The sequence below is a fragment of the Mycobacterium sp. Aquia_216 genome (assembly GCF_026723865.1).
GTDB lineage: Bacteria > Actinomycetota > Actinomycetes > Mycobacteriales > Mycobacteriaceae > Mycobacterium.
This window is the reverse complement of record NZ_CP113529.1, coordinates 149,266-170,543: the sequence shown is the minus strand read 5'-3', so window position 1 is coordinate 170,543 and position 21,278 is coordinate 149,266. Positions and strand designations below refer to the sequence as shown.

Below are 21,278 nucleotides of genomic sequence, written 5' to 3'. Positions count from 1 at the left end.
CGCCCGTGGCGTCGGATACCCTAAGCAACCGATGACTGCACGTTTTGACCTCCTCGTCGTCGGCTCTGGATTCTTTGGCCTCACCATCGCCGAACGCGTGGCCAGCCAACTCGGGAAGCGGGTCCTTGTCGTCGACAGGCGCCCGCACATCGGCGGCAACGCCTATTCCGAAGCCGAGCCGCAGACCGGTATCGAGGTACACAAGTACGGCGCCCACCTGTTCCACACCTCGAACAAGAGGGTCTGGGATTACGTGCGCCAGTTCACCGATTTCACCAACTACCAGCACCGCGTGTTCGCCCTGTACAAGGGGCAGGCCTACCAGTTCCCGATGGGCCTGGGCCTGGTGTCGCAGTTCTTCGGCAAGTACTTCACCCCCGAGCAGGCCCGGCAGCTGATCGCCGAGCAGGCCGCCGAGATCGACACCGCCGACGCGCAGAACCTCGAGGAAAAGGCCATTTCGCTGATCGGCCGGCCGCTCTACGAGGCATTCGTCAAGGGCTACACCGCCAAGCAATGGCAGACCGATCCGAGGGAGCTGCCCGCAGCCAACATCACCCGGCTGCCGGTGCGCTACACCTTCGACAACCGCTACTTCAACGACACCTACGAAGGCCTGCCGGTCGGTGGTTACACCGCATGGCTGGAGAACATGGCCGCCGACGACCGCATCGAGGTCCGCACTCACACCGACTGGTTCGACGTCCGCGATCAACTGCGCGCCGAGAGCCCCGACGCCCCGGTCGTCTATACCGGCCCGCTGGACCGCTACTTCGATTACGCGGAGGGCCGGCTCGGCTGGCGCACCCTGGACTTCGAGCTCGAGGTCCTACCCGTCGGCGACTTCCAGGGCACACCGGTGATGAACTACAACGATCCCGACGTCCCCTACACCCGCATCCACGAGTTCCGTCATTTCCATGTCGAGCGCGACTACCCGACCGACAAGACCGTGATCATGCGGGAGTACTCCCGGTTCGCCGGCGCCGACGACGAGCCCTACTATCCGATTAACACCGAGGCCGACCGCGCCCTGTTGGCCGCCTATCGAGCGAGGGCGAAGTCCGAGACCGCTGCTTCGAAGGTTCTTTTCGGCGGGCGGTTGGGCACCTATCAGTATCTGGATATGCATATGGCGATTGCCAGCGCGCTGAACATGTACGACAACATCCTCGCGCCACACCTGCGCGACGGGGTCGCTCTACTGGATGGGCCGGCTTCTCCGCAGGCCGATCCACGGCCTGCATCGTCGCCGACCGAAATCGAAGAGGAAGGCGCGCACCGATGACCGCCGTGAGCTTGCTGTCCCGAATCATCTTGCCCCGTCCGGGTGAACCGCTCGACGTGCGCAAGCTGTACCTCGAGGAGTCGACCACCAACGCCCGGCGCGCGCACGCGACCAGCCGCACCTCGCTGGAGATCGGCAAGGAGTCCGAGGTCTCGTTCGCCACGTACTTCAACGCCTTCCCGGCGAGTTATTGGCGCCGCTGGTCGATCTGCCAAGCGGTGGTGCTGCGGGTCGAGCTGACCGGGACCGGACGCGTCGACCTGTACCGCACCAAGGCCACCGGGGTGCGGATCTCGGTGGAGGGCCGCCAATTCGTCGGCACCGACGAGCAGCCGGCCGTCGTCGAGATAGAGGTCGCGCTCAAGTCGTTCGAGGACGGCGGCTGGATCTGGTTCGACATCACCACCGACACCGCGGTCAACGTGATCAGCGGAGGCTGGTATGCGACCGAACCCGCGCCGGGCACGGCCAACATCGCCGTCGGCATCCCGACGTTCAACCGCCCCGCCGACTGTGTCAATGCGCTGGCAGACCTCACCGCAGACCCGTTGGTGGACAAGGTAATTGGTGCGGTGATCGTCCCGGATCAGGGCACGCGCAAGGTGCGCGATCATCCGGACTTTGCGGCAGCGTCCGCGGGCCTGGGCAATCGGCTCTCGATCCACGACCAACCCAACCTCGGCGGTTCCGGTGGCTACAGCCGAGTGATGTATGAAGCGCTGAAAAACACTGATTGCCAACAGATTCTGTTCATGGACGACGACATCCGCATCGAGCCGGACACGATTCTGCGGGTGCTGGCGATGAACCGCTTCGCCAAGACTCCCACGCTGATCGGCGGTCAGATGCTCAATCTGCAGGAGCCGTCGCACCTGCACATCATGGGTGAGGTCGTCGATCAGTCGAACTTCATGTGGACGGCCGCGCCGCACGCCGAGTATGACCATGACTTCGCCGAATTCCCGTTGGGCGACAAGAACGATCGCAGCGCGCTGCTGCACCGCCGCATCGACGTGGACTTCAACGGCTGGTGGACGTGCATGATCCCGCGCCAGGTCGCCGAGGAGCTGGGCCAGCCGCTGCCGCTGTTCATCAAATGGGACGACGCCGAATACGGTCTCCGCGCCGGCGAGCACGGCTACCCAACGGTCACGCTGCCCGGGGCGGCGATCTGGCACATGGCCTGGAGCGACAAGGACGACGCCATCGATTGGCAGGCCTACTTCCACCTGCGCAACCGGCTGGTGGTCGCCGCCTTGCACTGGGACGGCGACATTTCCGGCCTGGTGCGCAGCCACTTCAAGGCGACGCTGAAACACCTTGCCTGCCTTGAATATTCAACGGTCGCGATCCAGAACCGGGCCATCGACGACTTCCTCGCCGGCCCCGAGCACATCTTCTCGATTCTGGAATCGGGGCTGCCGGAAGTGCACCGGCTGCGCAAGGAGTACCCGGACGCCGTCGTGCTGCCGGCGGCCAGCGAGCTGCCCCCGCCGCAGCACCAGAGCAAGGCGATGAAGCCGCCGGTGAACCCGGTGTCCATCGGCTATCGACTGGCCCGGGGAATCCTGCACAACGCCACCAAGGCCGACCCGGAAAGCCACCAGCGCCCGGAGTTCAACGTGCCGACCCAGGATGCGCGCTGGTTCCGGCTGTGCACTGTCGACGGTGTCACCGTCACCACCGCGGACGGGTGTGGCGTGGTCTACCGGCAGCGTGATCGGCGCAAGATGTTCACGCTGCTGCTGCAGTCGCTGCGTCGCCAGCGTCAGCTGTTGACCCGGTTCGACGAGATGCGCCGGGTGTACCGGGGCGCGCTGCCGGTGCTGTCCAGCAAGCAGAAGTGGGAGACCGTGCTACTGCCGGAGGCCAAACGCGAGTCGCAACATGCCTGATCCGGCGGTGCCGGGCGGCGAAGTTGCCGCGTTGGTGGCCGTCCAGTCGGCGCTGGCCGGCCGCCCGGGTGTGCTGTCGACCGCGCGCGGACTGTCGCACTTCGGGGAGCACAGCGTCGGCTGGCTGATCGCCGAGCTGCTCGGCGCGCTGCTGTTCGAGCGCCGGCGCCGGGACTGGCTGGTGGCCTTCGCGGGTACGTTCGCCGCGCACGCGGCCGCGGTGCTGCTCAAGCGGGTGGTGCGGCGCGAACGACCGCACGATCCGGCCGTCGCGGTCAATGTCGGAACTCCCAGCCGGCTGAGTTTCCCGTCCGCGCACGCCACGTCCACCACGGCCGCGGCGATTTTGATGGGCCGCGCTACCGGGGTCCCGCTGCCCGCGGTACTGGTGCCGCCGATGGCGTTGTCCCGGCTGGTGCTGGGCGTGCACTATCCCAGTGACGTCGCCTTCGGCGTGGCGTTGGGCGCCGCGGTCGCGCGCCTTGCACTCTGGCTCGATAGAAAGTCGAGATAGGTGTGACCGAAATGAGTGAAGACGTGGCGACCGGACAACCCCCGGCAAACCTGATCACCGGGGTGATCAAGGCGATACGCCCCCGGCAATGGGTGAAGAACGTGCTGGTGGTGGCCGCACCCGTGGCCGCGGCCGGCCGCGGCGTCCGTTACGACTACGCCGAAGTGGCGACCAAGGTGGGCGTGGCGTTCGTCGTGTTCAGCCTGGCTGCCTCGGCGATCTACCTGATCAACGACGTCCGCGACGTCGAGGCCGACCGGGAGCACCCGACCAAGCGATTCCGGCCGATCGCGGCCGGCGTCGTGCCCGAATGGCTGGCGTACGTGCTGGCCGCGGTGCTCGGCACGGCCTCCCTCGCGATTTCGTGGTGGCTCACGCCGAACCTCGCCGTCGTGATGGCCGTCTACATCGCGATGCAGCTGGCCTACTGTTTCGGCCTCAAACACCAAGCGGTGATGGACATCTGCATCGTGTCGTCGGCGTATCTGCTGCGGGCGATCGCCGGGGGTGCGGCCGCGAGTATCCCGCTGTCCCAATGGTTCTTGTTGACGGCGGCGTTCGCGTCCCTGTTCATGGTGGCCGGCAAACGCTACGCCGAGTTGCAGTTGGCCGAGCGCACCGGAGCTGCGATCCGCAAATCCCTGGAAAGCTACACCAGCACCTACCTTCGATTCGTCTGGACGATGTCGGCGACCGCGGTGGTGCTGTGCTACGGGATGTGGGCATTCGAGCGGGACCGCTACTCGGGATCCTGGTTCGCGGTCTCGATGGTTCCGTTCACAATCGCGATCCTGCGTTATGCGGTCGACGTCGACGGCGGACTGGCCGGTGAGCCTGAGGACATCGCGTTGCGGGACCGGGTGTTGCAGCTGCTGTTTCTAGCGTGGATCGCAACAGTTGGTGCCGCCGTTGCCTTCGGCTAGCACCGGGCTGGAGGCGCTCAAGCGCTTCAACGGCACCGTGATGCGCCGTCGACCGCGGGTCAGGCCGGTTGGCCGGTCGCCGTTCCCGTACGCCGTCGCGGTCCGGGTCAGCCTGTGGAGCAGCGTGGCGGTGGTCGCCGTGCTGTTCGGGTGGGGAGCATGGGAACGGCGCTGGATCGCCGACGACGGACTGATCGTGCTGCGCACGGTGCGCAACCTGCTGGCGGGTAACGGACCGGTGTTCAACCAGGGCGAGCGGGTCGAGGCGAACACCTCCACGGCGTGGACCTACCTGATGTACGTCGGAAGCTGGGTCGGCGGGCCGCTGCGCATGGAGTATGTGGCGCTGGCGCTGGCGCTGGCGCTCTCCGTGTCGGGTGTGGCGCTGCTGATGCTCGGCGCCGCTCGGCTCTACGCGCCCAGCTTGCGGGGCCGCCGGGCGGTGATGCTGCCCGCCGGGGCGCTGGTCTACATCGCGCTGCCACCGGCGCGTGACTTCGCCACGTCCGGCTTGGAGAGCGGGTTGACGCTGGCCTACCTGGGGTTGCTGTGGTGGATGATGGTCCGCTGGTCGCAGCCGCTGCGGAACCGGCCGGATAGTGAGGTGTTCCTCGGCGCGCTGGCCTTCGTCGCGGGGTGCAGTGTGCTGGTCCGCCCCGAGTTGGCGCTGATGGGCGGGCTGGCCCTGATCATGATGCTGATCGCGGCCCGGACCTGGCGCCGTCGGGCGCTGATCGTGGTGGTCGGCGGCTTCCTTCCGGTGGCCTACCAGATCTTCCGGATGGGCTATTACGGCTTGTTGGTGCCCGGCACGGCTCTGGCAAAGGACGCCGCTGGTGACAAGTGGTCCCAGGGCATGATCTACCTGTCGAATTTCGTCCAGCCCTACGCGGTGTGGCTGCCGGTGCTGCTACTGGTGCCGCTGGGGCTGCTGCTGGTGGCGGCCCGGCGTCGGCCGTCGTTCTTGCGCCCGATGCTCGCGCCCAACTACGGCCGGCTGGCCCGGGCGGTGCAGAGCCCGCCGGCGGCGGTGACGTTCGTCCTCGTGAGCGGACTTCTGCAGGCGCTGTACTGGACCCGGCAGGGCGGCGATTTCATGCACGCGCGAGTGCTGCTGGCGCCGCTGTTTTGTTTGCTGGCCCCGGTGGCGGTGATCCCCGTGCTGATCCCCGACGGGCAGGACTACTCACGTGAGACGGGCTACTGGCTGACCGGTGCCGCCAGCCTGCTGTGGCTCGGCATCGCGGGCTGGTCACTGTGGGCAGCAAACTCGCCGGGGATGGGGTACGACGCCACCCACGTCACCTACACCGGGATCGTCGACGAGCGCCGTTTCTATGCCCAGGCGACCGGGCACGCGCACCCGCTGACCGCCGCCGATTACCTCGACTACCCGAGGATGGCGGCCGTGCTGACGGCGCTGGACAACACTCCGGACGGGGCCTTGTTGCTGCCGTCCGGCAACTACACGCAGTGGGACCTGGTACCGATGGCACAGCCCGGGCCGGGTAGCCCCACGCCTCAGAAGCCGCAGCATGCGGTCTTTTTCACGAACCTGGGCATGCTGGGTATGAACGTCGGACTCGACGTCCGGGTGATCGACCAAATCGGCTTGGCGAATCCGCTCGCCCAGCACACGCAGCGTCTGACGCACGGCCGGATCGGGCATGACAAAAACCTCTTCCCGGACTGGGTGATCGCCGACGGACCCTGGGTGAAGATCTATCCGGGCGTTCCGGGCTACCTGGACGTGAATTGGGTCGCCCAGGCGGTGGCGGCCCTGCAGTGTCCCGAGACCAAGGCGATGCTGGCGTCGGTGCGTGCGCCGATGTCGCTGCACCGGTTCGTCTCAAACTTCTTGCACTCCTTCGACTTCACCGCCTACCGGATCGACCGGGTTCCGCTCTACGAGCTCGCCAGGTGTGGCCTACCGGTGCCGGAACCGGCTCCGCCGCTGCCGCGTGAGTGAATGTTGCGCGGATAAATCTCACCGATCGCGAACCAGTCACAATTTTGCGGGTCGGGACTCTGACAGCAAATTCACATTTGCGCCGTCACCTGTGCGCGTGCACCGCCCGGCACATGGGGAAATGCAGTTTTCGGCCATCGTTTCCGGTCCGAAAACCCCCCGAAATCGTCGCTGGAGGCGCGTTTGCGGAATCTCCTCGATGAGAGCGCTCGCGGGTTGGTGTGGTTGACTACAGAAGCACTGCTGCGCCCGATCGCATGCAGTTCGACCCCAATCAACGACGCGTCCCGATGGCGGGCGCGCCGAGAGGATGAGGAAGCAAGAATGACGTTTGTTGACAGGTTTCGCGGCGCCGTGGCACGGATGCCACGCCGACTCGCAGTTGGAGCCGTGGGCGCGGCCCTGCTTTCGGGTCTGATCGGCGTCGTGGGGGGCCCGGCGACCGCAGGGGCGTTTTCTCGCCCGGGTCTGCCGGTGGATTACCTGCAGGTTCCGTCCGCGGCCATGGGCCGCGACATCAAGGTCCAGTTCCAGAGCGGTGGCGCCAACTCGCCTGCGCTGTACCTGCTCGACGGGATGCGTGCACAGGACGACTTCAACGGCTGGGACATCAACACCCCCGTCTTCGAGTGGTACAACCAGTCGGGCATCTCGGTTGTCATGCCGGTCGGCGGTCAGTCCAGCTTCTACTCCGACTGGTACGCGCCCGCCTGCGGTAAGGCCGGCTGCACCACCTACAAGTGGGAGACCTTCCTGACCAGCGAGCTGCCGCAGTATCTGTCGGCCCAGAAGCAGGTCAAGCCGACCGGCAGCGCGGCCGTCGGTCTGTCGATGGCGGGCTCGTCGGCGTTGATCCTGGCGGCCTACCACCCTGAACAGTTCCCGTACGCCGGCTCGCTGTCAGCGCTGCTGGACCCGTCGCAGGGGATGGGCCCGTCGCTGATCGGCCTGGCCATGGGTGACGCCGGCGGCTACAAGACCAAGGACATGTGGGGCCCCTCCAGCGACCCGGCATGGCAGCGCAACGACCCGTCGCTGCAGGTCGGCAAGCTCGTCGCGAACAACACCCGCATCTGGGTGTATTGCGGTAACGGCAAGCCGTCCGACCTCGGTGGCGACAACCTGCCCGCCAAGTTCCTGGAAGGCTTCGTGCGGACCAGCAACCTGAAGTTCCAGGACGCCTACAACGCGGCCGGCGGCCACAACGCGGTGTGGAACTTCGACGCCAACGGCACCCACGACTGGCCCTACTGGGGCGCGCAGGTGCACGCCATGCTGCCTGACCTGCAGTCGGCACTGGGCGCTACCCCGGGTGCGGGCCCGGCCACCGCGTCCAACGCCGGTTCCACTCAGGGCACGTAGAACCTTCAGAGCAACGCGATCGACGGCGGGAACCCTTCGGGGTTTCCGCCGTTAGTCGTCCTGCGGTGTGATCTGTTTCACTACCCTGCGGGTCCGCTTCACTTCGGCCCTGGTTACTGTGCAAACACGGCGACTACACGATGGAGGGTGGACATGGGTAGCGTGCGGGGTTTGGCAACGCTTCTGCGGGTGCTCTGCGTTGCCACGTTGACACTCGGATTCGGCGGTGCGGCGGCAGGAATCACGGGCAAGGCTGCGCCGGCGCCTTACGAGACCCTGATGGTGCCGTCCGGCGCCATGGGCCGTGATATCCCGGTCGCGTTCCTGGGGGGTGGTCCACACGCGGTGTATCTGCTGGACGCCTTCAATGCCGCGCCGGACGTCAGCAATTGGGTGACCGCGGGTAACGCGATGGGCACGCTGGGCGGCAAGGGCATCTCGGTGGTGGCACCCGCCGGCGGCGCGTGGAGCATGTACACCAACTGGGAGCAAGACGGCAGCAAGCAGTGGGACACCTTCCTGTCCAGTGAGCTACCCGACTGGCTGGCGGCCAACAAGGGTCTGGCACCCGGCGGCCACGCCGCCGTGGGCGCCTCCCAGGGCGGCTATGCCGCGATGGCGCTGGCCGCTTTCCACCCCGACCGCTTCGGCTTCGCCGGCTCGCTGTCGGGATTCCTCTACCCGTCGAATACGACGACGAACGGTTCGATCCTGGCCGGCCTGCAGCAGTTCGGCGGCGTGGACGGCAACGGCATGTGGGGGGCCCCGCAACTGGGCCGGTGGAAGTGGCACGACCCGTGGGTGCACGCGTCGCTGTTGGCGCAGAACAACACCCGGGTATGGGTCTGGAGCCCGACGAACATGGGCGGCGATGCGGCCGCGATGATCGGGCAAGCCGGTGAGGCGATGGGCAACAGCCGCATGTTCTATCAGCAGTACCGCAGCGTCGGCGGCCACAACGGCCACTTCGACTTCCCGGGCGGCGGCGACAACGGCTGGGGCTCGTGGTCGGGACAGCTGGGTGCCATGTCGGGCGACATCGTGGGCGCTATCCGCTAGCCCGCGGCCCGCTGGCAGGACGGACGGCGCCGCGCGCCGAGCCGGTACCGTGTACTGGGTCAGCAGAGGGCGGGATGGCCACTTGCCTGTTATCGAACTGCGACCCCCCGACTCTGCTAGCAGGAGAACATGAGCACCAACGCCCAGCGCAAGCGGCGCCGAATCCTCGCCTGGGTGGCCGCGCTGTCCATGGCCGGGGTCGTGTTGTTGGTCATCGTGGCCGTGGTGACGATGCTGCGCAGCACCGAACCGCCGCCCAGCGCGGTGCCGCCCGGCGTGCTACCCCCGTCCTCGACGACGACCCATCCGCACAAGCCGCGGCCCGCGTCGCAAGACGCGTCCTGCCCCGATGTGGAATTGATGGTGATTCCCGGGACGTGGGAATCGTCGCTGCAGGACGATCCCCTGAACCCGATGCAATTCCCCAATGCGTTGCTGCACAATCTGACCGGGGCGATCAGTCAGCAGTTTCCGACCTCGCGGGTGCTGACCTACACGGTTCCCTATACGGCGCAGTTCAACAATCCGCTCGGCGGCGTCAAGCAGATGTCGTACAACGACAGCCGGGCGGAAGGCACCCGCGCGGCGGTCCAGGCGCTCACCGATATGACCAACAAGTGCCCGTTGACCAGCTACGTGCTGCTGGGTTTCTCGCAGGGCGCGGTGATCGCGGGCGACATCGCCAGCGATGTCGGCAACGGCCGCGGACCCGTCGACGACGACCTGGTCCTCGGGGTGACGCTGATCGCCGACGGCCGCCGCCAGCAAGGCGTGGGCAACGACGTCGGGCCCAACCCGCCGGGCGAGGGTGCCGAAGTCACCCTCCACGAGGTGCCCATGTTGTCCGGCCTCGGTTTGACGATGACCGGTGCGCGGCCCGGTGGATTCGGTGACCTCAACAGCAAGACGAACGAGATCTGCGCACCCGGTGATCTGATCTGCGCCGCTCCGAACGAGGCGTTCAGCGTCGCGAACCTGCCGAATACACTCAACACGCTGGCCGGTGGTGCGGGCCAGCCGGTCCACGCCATGTACGCCACCACCCAGTTCTGGAATCTGGACGGCGCCGCGGCCACGGATTGGACATTGAACTGGACGCGTAGTCTCATCGAAAACGCTCCGCACCCCAAGCACGGGTGACTCCCGGGGGACACAGCGATTAGGTAGGCGGTACCGAGAGCAATCGGCGGTACCTTGAGATTTGGTCTGCCGCGCGCCGACGCCTAACATTAAGAGAAAACTAAGAGCGATAGAAGTTTGGCGGTTCCCGACCCGGGTGGAAACTCGGACGGACCGGCGCAGATTTGCGCCGAACGCGAGGCCGGCCCGCGCGCAGAGGACATCGTCGGCGAAGCCGACACCAGGACCGCCGGAATAGCTGACCGGCGAGTGTGTAACAGGAGAGGGCGGCATGGCGTACCACAACCCGTTCATCGTGAACGGAAAGATCAAGTTTCCGGACAACACGAACTTGGTCAAGCACGTCGAGAAGTGGGCGAAGGTGCGCGGCAACAAGCTGGCCTACCGCTTCATCGACTACTCGACCGAACGTGACGGTGTCGAGCGCGACATCGTCTGGTCCGACTTCAGCGCCCGCAACCGCGCCGTCGGAGCCCGGCTGCAGCAGGTCACCGAGCCGGGCGACCGCATCGCGATCCTGTGCCCGCAGAACCTCGACTACCTCGTCGCCTTCTTCGGTGCGCTGTATGCCGGACGGATCGCGGTGCCCCTGTTCGATCCGGCCGAGCCGGGTCACGTCGGCCGCCTGCACGCCGTGTTGGACGACTGCACCCCGTCGACGATCCTGACCACCACCGAGGCCGCCGAAGGCGTCCGCAAGTTCATCCGGGCCCGGGCGGCCAAGGAGCGGCCGCGCGTCGTGGCCGTCGATGCGGTGCCCACCGAAGTCGCGGCCACCTGGGTAGCTCCCGATGCCGACGAGGACACGATCGCCTACCTGCAGTACACCTCGGGCTCCACTCGGACCCCGACCGGCGTGCAGATCACCCACTTGAACCTGCCCACCAACGTGCTGCAGGTACTCAACGGGCTTGAGGGCAAAGAAGGCGACCGTGGCCTGTCCTGGTTGCCGTTCTTCCACGACATGGGCCTGATCACCGCGCTGCTGTCGCCGGTGCTCGGCCACAGCTTCACCTTCATGACCCCGGCCGCGTTCGTGCGCCGGCCGGGCCGCTGGATCCGGGAGATGGCGCGCAAGCCCGAGGACGGCCCGGACTGCGAGGTCTTCACCGTGGCGCCGAACTTCGCCTTCGAGCACGCCGCGGTCCGCGGCCTACCCAAAGACGACGAACCGCCGCTGGACCTGAGCAATGTCAAGGGCATCCTCAACGGGAGCGAGCCGGTGTCCCCGGCGTCGATGCGCAAGTTCTACGAAGCGTTCGCGCCCTACGGTCTGCGTAAGACCGCGATCAAGCCGTCCTACGGTCTGGCCGAGGCGACGCTGTTTGTCTCGACCACCCCGATGGACGAGGCGCCGACCGTCATCCACGTCGACCGCGAGGAGCTGAACAAGCAGCGCTTCGTCGAGGTGGCCGCGGACTCACCTAACGCCGTCGCCCAGGTGTCGGCCGGCGTCATCGGTGTGGACGAGTGGGCGGTCATCGTGGACCCCGACACGGCCACCGAGCTGCCGGACGGCCAGATCGGCGAGATCTGGTTGCACGGCAAGAACCTGGGCACCGGCTACTGGGGCAAGGAAGCGGAGACCACGGAGGTATTCCGCAACATCCTCAAGTCGCGCATCAGCCAGTCACACGCCGAGGGAGCCGAGGACGGCGGGCTGTGGGTGCGCACCGGTGACTACGGCACCTACTTCAACGGCCACCTCTATATAGCGGGCCGGATCAAGGACCTGGTCATCATCGACGGGCGTAACCACTACCCGCAGGACCTGGAATACTCGGCGCAGGAGGCCAGCAAGGCGCTGCGCACGGGATACGTCGCCGCCTTCTCGGTTCCGGCCAACCAGCTGCCGCAAACGGTGTTCGACAACCCGCACGCCGGGCTCAAGTTCGACCCGGACGACACTTCCGAGCAGCTGGTGATCGTCGCCGAACGCGCCGCCGGCACCCACAAGCTCGACTACCAGCCCATCGCCGACGACATTCGCGCGGCCATCGCCGTGCGCCACGGGGTCACCGTCCGTGACTTGCTGCTGGTGCAGTCGGGGACCATTCCTCGGACGTCCAGCGGCAAGATCGGGCACCGGGCCTGCCGCGCCGCCTACCTCGACGGCAGTCTGCGCAGCGGCATCGGCTCCCCGACCGCCTTTGCCACTGCAACAGACTGAAATCAGGAACCATGGCTGACACAGAATCTGACCTTCCGGACAACTCTGACAACGCCGCCCAGGCCGCTGGCGGGCAGGTACCCGCCAAGAAGACCGACATGACGGTGCCCGAGATGCGGGAATGGTTGCGCAACTGGGTGGGCCGGGCCGTCGGGCAATCGCCCGACTCCATCGATGAGTCCGTTCCGATGGTGGAGCTGGGCCTGTCATCACGAGATGCCGTGGCGATGGCCTCCGACATCGAAGACATGACCGGTGTCATGCTGTCGGTCGCGGTGGCCTTCCAGCACCCGACGATCGAATCGCTGGCCACCCGCATCATCGAGGGTGAACCCGAACGCCCCGATGACGATCTCGCCGGTGTCGACTGGACCCGCACCGGCCCGGCCGAGCGTGTGGACATCGCGATCGTGGGGCTGTCCACCCGGCTGCCCGGTGACATGAACAGCCCGGACGAAACCTGGCAAGCGCTGATGGAGGGTCGCGATGCCATCACCGACCTGCCCGAAGGGCGTTGGTCGGAGTTCCTGGAAGAACCGCGGCTGGCCGCACGCATCGCCGCCGCGCGCACCCGCGGCGGTTACCTCAAGGACATCAAGGGCTTCGACTCCGAGTTCTTCGCGGTGGCCAAGACCGAGGCCGACAACATCGACCCGCAGCAGCGGATGGCATTGGAAATGACCTGGGAGGCGCTCGAGCACGCCCGCATCCCGGCGTCCAGCCTGCGCGGCGAGGCCGTCGGCGTCTATGTCGGCTTCACCAACAACGACTACGGCTTCCTGGCCATCTCGGACCCGACCGTCGCGCATCCCTATGCGATCACCGGTAACTCGACTGCGATCATCGCCAACCGGGTGTCGTATTTCTATGACTTCCGCGGCCCCTCGGTCGCCGTCGACACGGCCTGCTCGAGTTCGTTGGTGGCGACCCATCAGGCGGTGCAGGCGCTGCGCAACGGCGAGTGCGACGTGGCGGTTGCCGGTGGTGTCAACGCGCTGATCACTCCCGCGGTGACCCTGGGTTTCGACGAGATCGGCGCGGTGCTGGCACCCGACGGCCGGATCAAGTCGTTCTCCTCGGACGCGGACGGCTACACGCGCTCCGAGGGCGCCGGCATGGTGGTGCTCAAGCGGATCGACGACGCGCGCCGCGACGGCGACCAGATCCTGGCCGTCATCGCCGGTAGCGCCATCAACCACGACGGCCGGTCCAACGGCCTGATTGCCCCCAACCAGGATGCGCAGGCCGAGGTGCTGCGCCGGGCGTACAAGGACGCCGGCATCGACCCCCGGACGGTCGACTACGTCGAGGCGCACGGTACGGGCACCATCCTCGGTGACCCGATCGAGGCCGAGGCGCTTGGTCGGGTGGTCGGGCGCGGCCGCGCCGCCGATCAGCCCGTGCTGCTGGGTGCGATAAAGACCAACATCGGCCACCTGGAGTCGGCGGCCGGCGTGGCCGCCATGGCCAAGGTGGTGTTGGCGCTGCAGCACGACAAGCTGCCGCCGTCGATCAACTTCGCCGGGCCCAGCCCCTACATCGACTTCGACGGTATGCACTTGAAAGTCGTTGAAACCGCCACCGATTGGCCGCGCTACGGCGGCTACGCCGTGGCGGGGGTGTCAAGCTTCGGCTTCGGGGGGGCCAACGCGCACCTGGTGCTCCGCGAGGTCTTGCCGAGCGACGGGATCGAACCCGAACCCGAGCCCGAGGTAGCGGCGGCCGCCGAAGCCGACCCGGCCGAGGCGCCCACGCCTGAAGGTCACTCGCTGCGGTTCGACGATTTCGGCAACATCATCACCGACGGATTGGTCTTCGACGAGGCCGAGCCCGAGCTGCCGGGCGTCACCGAAGAGGCGTTGGACCTCAAAGCGGCGGCACTGGAGGAGCTTGCCGCGCGACAGGAGTCAGAACCAACCAAGCCGCTCATCCCGCTCGCGGTGTCGGCGTTTCTGACCTCGCGCAAGAAGGCGGCCGCAGCCGAGCTGGCGGACTGGATGGAAAGCCCCGAAGGCCGGGCGGCGTCGCTGGAGTCGATCGGGCGGTCGCTGTCGCGGCGCAACCATGGCCGCTCGCGCGCGGTGGTGTTGGCCCACGACCACGAGGAAGCCGTCAAGGGACTGCGCGCGGTGGCCGAGGGCAAGCAGCGACCCAACGTGTTCAGCGTCGACGGGCCGGTGACCAACGGCCCGGTGTGGGTGCTCGCCGGGTTCGGTGCCCAGCACCGCAAGATGGGCAAGAGCCTGTATTTGCGCAACGAGGTTTTCGCCGAGTGGATCGAAAAGGTCGACGCACTGGTCCAGGACGAGCTGGGTTACTCGGTGCTCGAATTGATCCTCGACGACTCGCAGGACTACGGCATCGAAACCACCCAGGTCACCATCTTCGCGATCCAGATCGCGCTCGGTGAGCTACTCAAGTATCACGGCGCCAAACCCGCCGCGGTGGTGGGTCAATCGCTGGGTGAGGCCGCGTCGGCCTACTTCGCCGGTGGCCTGTCGCTGCGCGACGCCACCCGCGCGATCTGCTCCCGCTCGCACCTGATGGGCGAGGGCGAGGCGATGCTGTTCGGCGAATACATCCGGCTGATGGCGTTGGTGGAGTATTCCGCCGACGAGATCAAGACGGTGTTCTCCGACTTCCCCGATCTCGAGGTGTGCGTCTACGCCGCGCCCACCCAGACCGTCATCGGCGGTCCGCCGGAACAGGTCGACGCGATCATCGCCCGCGCCGAATCCGAGGGCAAGTTCGCCCGCAAGTTCCAGACCAAGGGCGCCAGCCACACCCAGCAGATGGACCCGCTGCTCGGCGAGCTCACCGCCGAGCTGCAGGGCATCAAGCCGATGAGCCCCACCGCCGGCATCTTCTCGACGGTGCACGAGGGCAGCTACATCAAGCCCGGCAGCGAGCCGATCCACGACGTCGACTACTGGAAGAAGGGGCTGCGTCACAGCGTCTACTTCACCCACGGCATCCGCAACGCGGTCGACAGCGGGCACACCACGTTCCTGGAGCTCGCCCCCAATCCGGTCGCGCTGATGCAGGTGGGTCTGACCACCGCGGACGCCGGTCTGCATGACGCCCAGCTGATCCCGACGCTGGCCCGCAAGCAGGACGAGGTCGAGTCGATCACGTCGACCCTGGCGCAGCTCTACGTCTACGGCCACGACCTGGACATGCGGACGCTGTTCACCCGCGCCGCCGGACCGCAGGACTACGCCAACATCCCGCCGACCCGCTTCAAGCGCAAGGAGCACTGGCTGGACGCGCACTTCGCCGGCGATGGCTCGGTGCTGATGCCGGGCGCCCATGTCGCACTCCCGGACGGCCGCCACGTGTGGGAATACGCGCCCCGGGAGACGACCGATCTCGCGGCACTGGTGCGAGCCGCCGCAGCCGAAGTGTTTCCGGACGCCCAGCTGACGGCCTCGGAGAAGCGAGCGGTGCCAGGTTTGGGTGCCCGGTTGGTGACGACGCTGACGCGGCACCCCGGCGGCGCCTCGATTCAGGTGCACGCCCGAATCGACGAGTCGTTCACGCTGGTCTACGACGCGCTGGTGGCCCGGGGCGGTTCGGAATCGGTGTTGCCCGCCGCGGTCGGCGCCGGCACGGCTATCGCGACCGGGACCTCCGTGGCCAGCCCGGTCGCAGCGCCCGTTGCGGAGGAGCTCGTCGAGGATGACGGCGCCGAAACGCTGGGCGACAGTCTGACCACTCGCTACATGCCGGCCGGCTTCACGAAATGGTCGCCGGAGTCCGGCGAGACCATCGCCGAGCGGCTGGGCGCGATCGTCGCGGCGGCCATGGGCTATGAGCCCGAGGACCTGCCGTGGGAGGTGCCGCTGATCGAGCTGGGCCTGGACTCGCTGATGGCGGTGCGAATCAAGAACCGCGTCGAGTACGACTTCGACCTGCCGCCGATCCAATTGACGGCGGTGCGCGACGCCAACCTATACAACGTCGAGAAGCTGATCGAGTACGCGATCGAGCACCGTGACGAGGTTCAGGAGCTATCCGAGCACCAGAAGACGCAGACGGCCGACGAGATCGCCCGGGAGCAGGCCGAGCTGTTGCACGGCGGCCCCAAGACCGCTGAGGCAGCCGAAGCTCCGACCCCTGCTGCCGGAGACCTTCCGATTCCGCCACCGCCGACCGATCCGTCCGGCCCTTCGGGCAACGCCAACGGCGCCAAGCCGAATCTGACTGCGGCGGCCGAGGCGCTCAGCCAGGAGGCGGTGGCCAAGGCGCTGAACTCCGATGTGCCGCCGCGCGATGCAGCCGAGCGGGTCGTGTTCGCCACCTGGGCGATCGTCACCGGCAAGTCTCCGGGCGGCATCTTCAATCCGCTGCCCAAGCTCGACGACGACACCGCCGCCAAGATGGCGCGACGGCTCGCCGAGCGTGCCGAGGGGCCGATCAGCGCCGAGGATGTGCTGACGTCGGAAACCATCGAGGCGCTGGCCGAGAAGGTGCGCTCCTACTTCGAGGCCGGTCAGATCGACGGCTTCGTCCGCACGCTGCGCCCGCGCCCCGAGGACGACTCCAAGGTGCCGGTGTTCGTGTTCCACCCGGCGGGCGGGTCGACCGTGGTGTACGAGCCGCTGCTCAACCGGTTGCCGGCGGACACACCGATGTACGGCTTCGAGCGCGTCGAAGGCACCGTTGCGGAGCGGGCCGCCCAGTACGTGCCGAAGCTGTTGGAAATGAACGAGGGCAAACCGTTCGTCCTGGCCGGGTGGTCACTGGGCGGTGCGCTGGCGTATGCGTGCGCGATCGGGTTGAAGCGGGCGGGCGCCGACGTGCGGTTTGTCGGGTTGATCGACACGGTGCGCGCCGGCGAGGAGATCCCGCAGACCAAGGAGGAAACGCGCAAGCGCTGGGACCGGTACGCGAAGTTCGCCGAGCGAACCTTCAACGTCGAGATTCCCGGGATCCCCTACGAGCAGCTCGAAGAACTCGACGACGAGGGTCAGGTCAAGTTTGTGCTTGACATCGTCCAGCAAAGCGGCGTGCAGGTTCCCGGTGGCATCATCGAGCACCAGCGGACGTCCTACCTGGACAACCGGGCGCTCGAGACCGTCGAGATCGAGCCCTACGACGGCCACGTGACTCTCTACATGGCCGATCGCTACCACGATGACGTCATCGAGTTCGAGCCCCGGTATGCCGTCCGCAAGCCCGACGGCGGCTGGGGCGAGTATGTGGCCGACCTCGAGGTCGTGCCGATCGGTGGCGAGCACATTCAGGCCATCGACGAACCGATCATCGCCAAGGTGGGTGCTCACCTGGCGGAGGTGCTGAATAAGGTGGAGGCGCAAACCACTCAAACAACTGAGGTAGGCAAGTAGTGACGGGTGAAGTGCCTTCTCGCGCACACACGACCGCTGAGAAGCTGGCCGAGCTGAATGCTCGCCTGGAACTGGCCAAGGAGCCCGGCGGCGAGAAGGCCGCCGCCAAGCGCGACGCGAAAGGCATCCCCAGCGCGCGTGCCCGCATCCACGCGCTGCTGGATCCGGGCACGTTCTTCGAAGTCGGGGCCCTCGCCAAGACTCCGAACGACCCGAACGCGCTCTACGGTGACGGCTGCGTCACCGGCCACGGCCTGGTCGACGGCCGGCCCGTCGGGGTGTTCTCCCACGACCAGACCGTTTTCCAGGGCACCGTCGGCGAGATGTTCGGCCGCAAGGTGGCCCGGCTGATGGAATGGTGCGCGATGGTCGGGTGTCCGATCATCGGCATCCAGGACTCGGGTGGAGCCCGGATTCAGGACGCGGTCACCTCGCTGGCGTGGTACGCCGAGCTGGGCCGCCGCCACGAGGCGCTGTCCGGTCTGGTGCCGCAGATCTCCCTCATCTTCGGCAAATGTGCTGGGGGAGCGGTGTATTCGCCGATCCAGGATGACCTGCTCGTCTCGGTGCGCGACCAGGGCTACTTCTTCGTCACGGGGCCGGACGTGATCCGGGAGGTCACCGGCGAAGACGTGAGCCTCGACGAGCTCGGTGGCTCCGACGCTCAGGCCCGTTATGGCAACTTGCATCAGGTCGTCGACTCCGAGGCCGAGGCCTTCCAGTACGTGCGTGACTTCCTGTCCTTCCTGCCGTCCAACTGCTTCGACAAGCCGCCCATCGTCAATCCTGGGCTGGAGCCGGAGATCACGCCGAGCGACCTGGAACTCGACACGATCATTCCGGACTCGGACAACGCGGCCTACGACATGCACGAAGTGCTGCTGCGGATCTTCGACGACGGCGACTTCCTCGACGTCGCCGCGCAGCACGGGCCGGCCATCATCACCGGGTATGCCCGGGTCGACGGCCGCCCGGTCGGTGTCGTCGCCAACCAGCCCATGTACCTGGCCGGCTCGATCGACAATGAAGCCTCCGACAAGGCCGCGCGGTTCATCCGGTTCTGCGACGCGTTCGACATCCCGCTGGTGTTCGTGGTGGATACGCCCGGCTTCCTGCCCGGAGCCGAGCAGGAGAAGAACGGCATCATCAAGCGCGGCGGCCGATTCCTCTACTCCGTGGTGGAAGCCGACGTGCCGAAGGTGACCGTCACGATCCGCAAGTCCTACGGCGGCGCCTACGCCGTGATGGGATCGCGGCAGCTGACCGCCGACTTCAACTTCGCCTGGCCCACCGCGCGCATCGCGGTGATCGGTGCCGAAGGGGCCGCGCAGCTGCTGATGAAGCGCTTCCCGGACCCCACCACGCCCGAGGCGCAGCAGATCAAGAAGGACTTCATCGAGGGCTACAACCTCAACATGGCGATCCCGTGGACCGCCGCCGAGCGCGGGTTCATCGACTCGGTTATCGACCCGCACGACACCCGGCTGCTGATCCGCAAGTCCATGCACCTGTTGCGGGACAAGCAATTATGGTTCCGGGTCGGACGCAAGCACGGGCTGATCCCGGTCTAGCCGTCGAATCACACCCGTCTCAGCGGCACCGGGAAACCGGAGGCCACATCGTGCGAGAAAGCGATAGCGCATGCGGTATCGCTTTCCAGAAGTGTTCTAACCCAACCTTTTTGGTGTTGACGAGGCTGGCGACTGCCGTACCGAGATTCCTCATAGCGCCAGTGCCCCGTCGACCAACTCGTCGAAGCGCTCCAGTGCCTCGTCGGAGTCGGCGTCGATACCCCGTAGCGGTCCGCGATCGGCAAGATAGCGCTGCGCGTAGAGCCGCGCGACGAGCGCCTTGCGCTCGCCGCTCCGGGTGGCCCGCTCCCAGGCGGCCTGTTCGATCAGCAGCGCGCCGCCATAGACGTCGCCCATGAATTGGGCAAGCGGGAACAGCCGTGCCTCGGCGACCGTGCCGTCGAGTTTGGTCCAGGCCGTGATCGCCGCGTCGAGATCCTCGACGCGGCGGGCCACCAGGGCGGTGGTCTCGTCGTCGTCGGAGACCGACACGGCATCGTGCAGGCGCGCCAACAACGTCTCGTGCGCCTGGGTCTGCTCGATGCCGCGGCGCACATCGAGACACAGGATGTTGTCCGGGCCTTCCCAAATCGTGTTCACTTGTGCGTCGCGCAACAGCCGCGCCACCGGCCAGGTCTCGATATAACCGTTGCCACCGTGGATCTCGATCGCGTCCGAGGCCGCGGTGATGCCGAGCCGACACACCTTGAGTTTGGTGACGGGCACCGCGATGCGCTGCCGCATGCTGCGGGACTGGCGGTGGTTGGCGGCGCCGGTGCCGTCGAAAACCATTGCCTGCGCGGCTTCGACATCGACGATCAGCTCGGCCAGCTTGCGCCGCATCAGCGGCTTGTCGATGAGCGGGCCGCCGAACGCTCGCCGCTGCCGCGCGTAGCACAGCGACTCGACCAGCGCGCGGCGCGCGTTGCCCAGCCCGAACAACGCGATGCCAAGGCGTGCGGCGTTGGTCAGCTCCATCATCCGGCCGAGCCCCTTGCCGTCGGACGGCCCCGACCCGGCGCTGGATTCGCCGGACAGCAGAAAGGCCTCGGCGTCGACGAACTCGACCTCGCCGGAGGCCACCGAGCGGGTGCCGAGTTTGTCCTTCAGCCGGCGCACCCGCACCCCGTTGCGCGAACCGTCGCGGCGGGTGCGCAGCACCAGGAAGTTCGCGATGCCGCGGGTCGAGTCGGGAGCGCCCTCGGGTTTGGCCAGCACCACGAAGGCCTCCCCGGCGCAGTTGGACGCGAACCATTTGAAGCCGTTGAGCAGCCACGCGTCTCCACTACGGGTAGCCGTGGTCTCCAGCGCCCCGAGGTCGGATCCGCCGGTGCGCTCGGTCAGCAGCTGCGCCGTCTCGCCGGCCCACTCGCCGGAGGCGAACTTGGCCAGCACGTGGTCGCGCACGTCGGCGGGTGCATACGCGGATACCAGCGACTGGACCATGCCCCCGCCGGTGCCCAGCGCGCAACCCATCCCGATGTCGGCCTGGTTGAGCAGGTAGTTGGATGCGAACAACGCCAGTCCCGAGCTCACCTTGGCCGCGCGGGCGTCGGCGCGCAGCGCCTGCTGGGCGTCCAGCACGGCACGCTTGGACTGTGTGAACGACTCCGGCATGACGACCTGACTGACGTCGTGTCCCCACCGGTCGTAGCGGTCCAGCCGCGGCGGGTTGCGGTCGGTCTCGTCGGCCCACCGGGCCACCGGCCCACCCATCAGCTCACCGATGCGCGTCAGGTGGGGTTCGGCGACGGCCAGCTCGTCGGGCTGTAGGTAGTACGCCATGGTGAACTGCAGCGTGGGATCGGTGCGGTACCAGTTGAGGCCCACCGCGCCGCAATAGTCGTCCGTTCGGTAGCGCAGCGCCTTGTCCGGAGTGGAAAAGGGCAACCTGTCCACGGCCTCTAGGTCGTACTCGCTCATAACGCGACGGTATTACAGCCAGACCCCGTGAGGTGAAAGCAACGAACTGCTCACTCGTGGTGTTCGTCTTACAGTGGACCAACCACGACTCACCAACGCCAAGCCGCACAGCGACT

General features: G+C 67.0%; 12 protein-coding genes. 11 read left to right on the top strand and 1 reads right to left on the bottom strand.

Translation table 11 applies throughout. The features are described from left to right. Nucleotides 1-31 precede the first annotated feature (31 nt). The 11 genes from glf (at nucleotide 32) to OK015_RS00795 (ending at nucleotide 19,239) form a co-directional block, all read left to right on the top strand. The gene (glf, locus tag OK015_RS00845; RefSeq protein WP_268128540.1) at nucleotides 32-1,288 is read left to right on the top strand and encodes a UDP-galactopyranose mutase; all 1,257 of its coding nucleotides are present in this window, start codon (nucleotides 32-34) and stop codon (nucleotides 1,286-1,288) included. Continuing rightward, nucleotides 1,285-3,183 (top strand): glycosyltransferase, encoded by a 1,899-nt coding sequence (locus tag OK015_RS00840; protein ID WP_268128538.1) that lies wholly within the window; start codon nucleotides 1,285-1,287, stop codon nucleotides 3,181-3,183. The genes glf and OK015_RS00840 overlap by 4 nt, the downstream gene beginning before the upstream one ends. After that, on the top strand, nucleotides 3,176-3,697 hold the full coding sequence (locus tag OK015_RS00835) for a phosphatase PAP2 family protein (RefSeq protein WP_268128537.1): 522 nt from the start codon (nucleotides 3,176-3,178) through the stop codon (nucleotides 3,695-3,697). Before OK015_RS00840 ends, OK015_RS00835 begins: the two co-directional genes overlap by 8 nt. 11 nt (nucleotides 3,698-3,708) lie before the next feature. After that, the gene (locus tag OK015_RS00830) at nucleotides 3,709-4,620 is read left to right on the top strand and encodes a decaprenyl-phosphate phosphoribosyltransferase (protein WP_268128536.1); all 912 of its coding nucleotides are present in this window, start codon (nucleotides 3,709-3,711) and stop codon (nucleotides 4,618-4,620) included. Continuing rightward, nucleotides 4,607-6,589, top strand: coding sequence for a terminal beta-(1->2)-arabinofuranosyltransferase (aftB, locus tag OK015_RS00825; protein WP_326498507.1), 1,983 nt, complete (start codon nucleotides 4,607-4,609; stop codon nucleotides 6,587-6,589). The genes OK015_RS00830 and aftB overlap by 14 nt, the downstream gene beginning before the upstream one ends. A 324-nt stretch (nucleotides 6,590-6,913) precedes the next feature. Continuing rightward, a complete protein-coding gene (gene ag85A, locus OK015_RS00820) occupies nucleotides 6,914-7,951 on the top strand; it encodes a diacylglycerol acyltransferase/mycolyltransferase Ag85A (RefSeq protein WP_268128535.1) in 1,038 nt (345 codons plus the stop codon). Between the two features lie 153 nt (nucleotides 7,952-8,104). Beyond that, nucleotides 8,105-9,010 carry an esterase family protein gene (locus OK015_RS00815; protein ID WP_442791183.1) on the top strand — a complete coding sequence of 302 codons (906 nt, stop codon included), beginning with the start codon at nucleotides 8,105-8,107 and terminating at the stop codon, nucleotides 9,008-9,010. Nucleotides 9,011-9,139: 129 nt separating this feature from the next. Beyond that, complete coding sequence (gene culp6, locus OK015_RS00810; protein WP_268128534.1) at nucleotides 9,140-10,150, top strand: carboxylesterase Culp6; 1,011 nt, start codon at nucleotides 9,140-9,142, stop codon at nucleotides 10,148-10,150. Nucleotides 10,151-10,421: 271 nt separating this feature from the next. Continuing rightward, the gene (gene fadD32 / locus OK015_RS00805; RefSeq protein ID WP_268128533.1) at nucleotides 10,422-12,320 is read left to right on the top strand and encodes a long-chain-fatty-acid--AMP ligase FadD32; all 1,899 of its coding nucleotides are present in this window, start codon (nucleotides 10,422-10,424) and stop codon (nucleotides 12,318-12,320) included. 11 nt (nucleotides 12,321-12,331) lie between these two features. Next, nucleotides 12,332-17,668 (top strand): polyketide synthase Pks13, encoded by a 5,337-nt coding sequence (gene pks13, locus OK015_RS00800; RefSeq protein ID WP_442791182.1) that lies wholly within the window; start codon nucleotides 12,332-12,334, stop codon nucleotides 17,666-17,668. 11 nt (nucleotides 17,669-17,679) lie between these two features. Next, nucleotides 17,680-19,239 (top strand): acyl-CoA carboxylase subunit beta, encoded by a 1,560-nt coding sequence (locus OK015_RS00795; RefSeq protein WP_268132365.1) that lies wholly within the window; start codon nucleotides 17,680-17,682, stop codon nucleotides 19,237-19,239. Between the two features lie 150 nt (nucleotides 19,240-19,389). On the opposite strand, the gene OK015_RS00790 is transcribed toward OK015_RS00795, so the two are convergent. Beyond that, nucleotides 19,390-21,162, bottom strand: a complete 1,773-nt coding sequence (locus OK015_RS00790; RefSeq protein WP_268128531.1) for an acyl-CoA dehydrogenase family protein — start codon at nucleotides 21,160-21,162, stop codon at nucleotides 19,390-19,392. Nucleotides 21,163-21,278 lie beyond the last annotated feature (116 nt).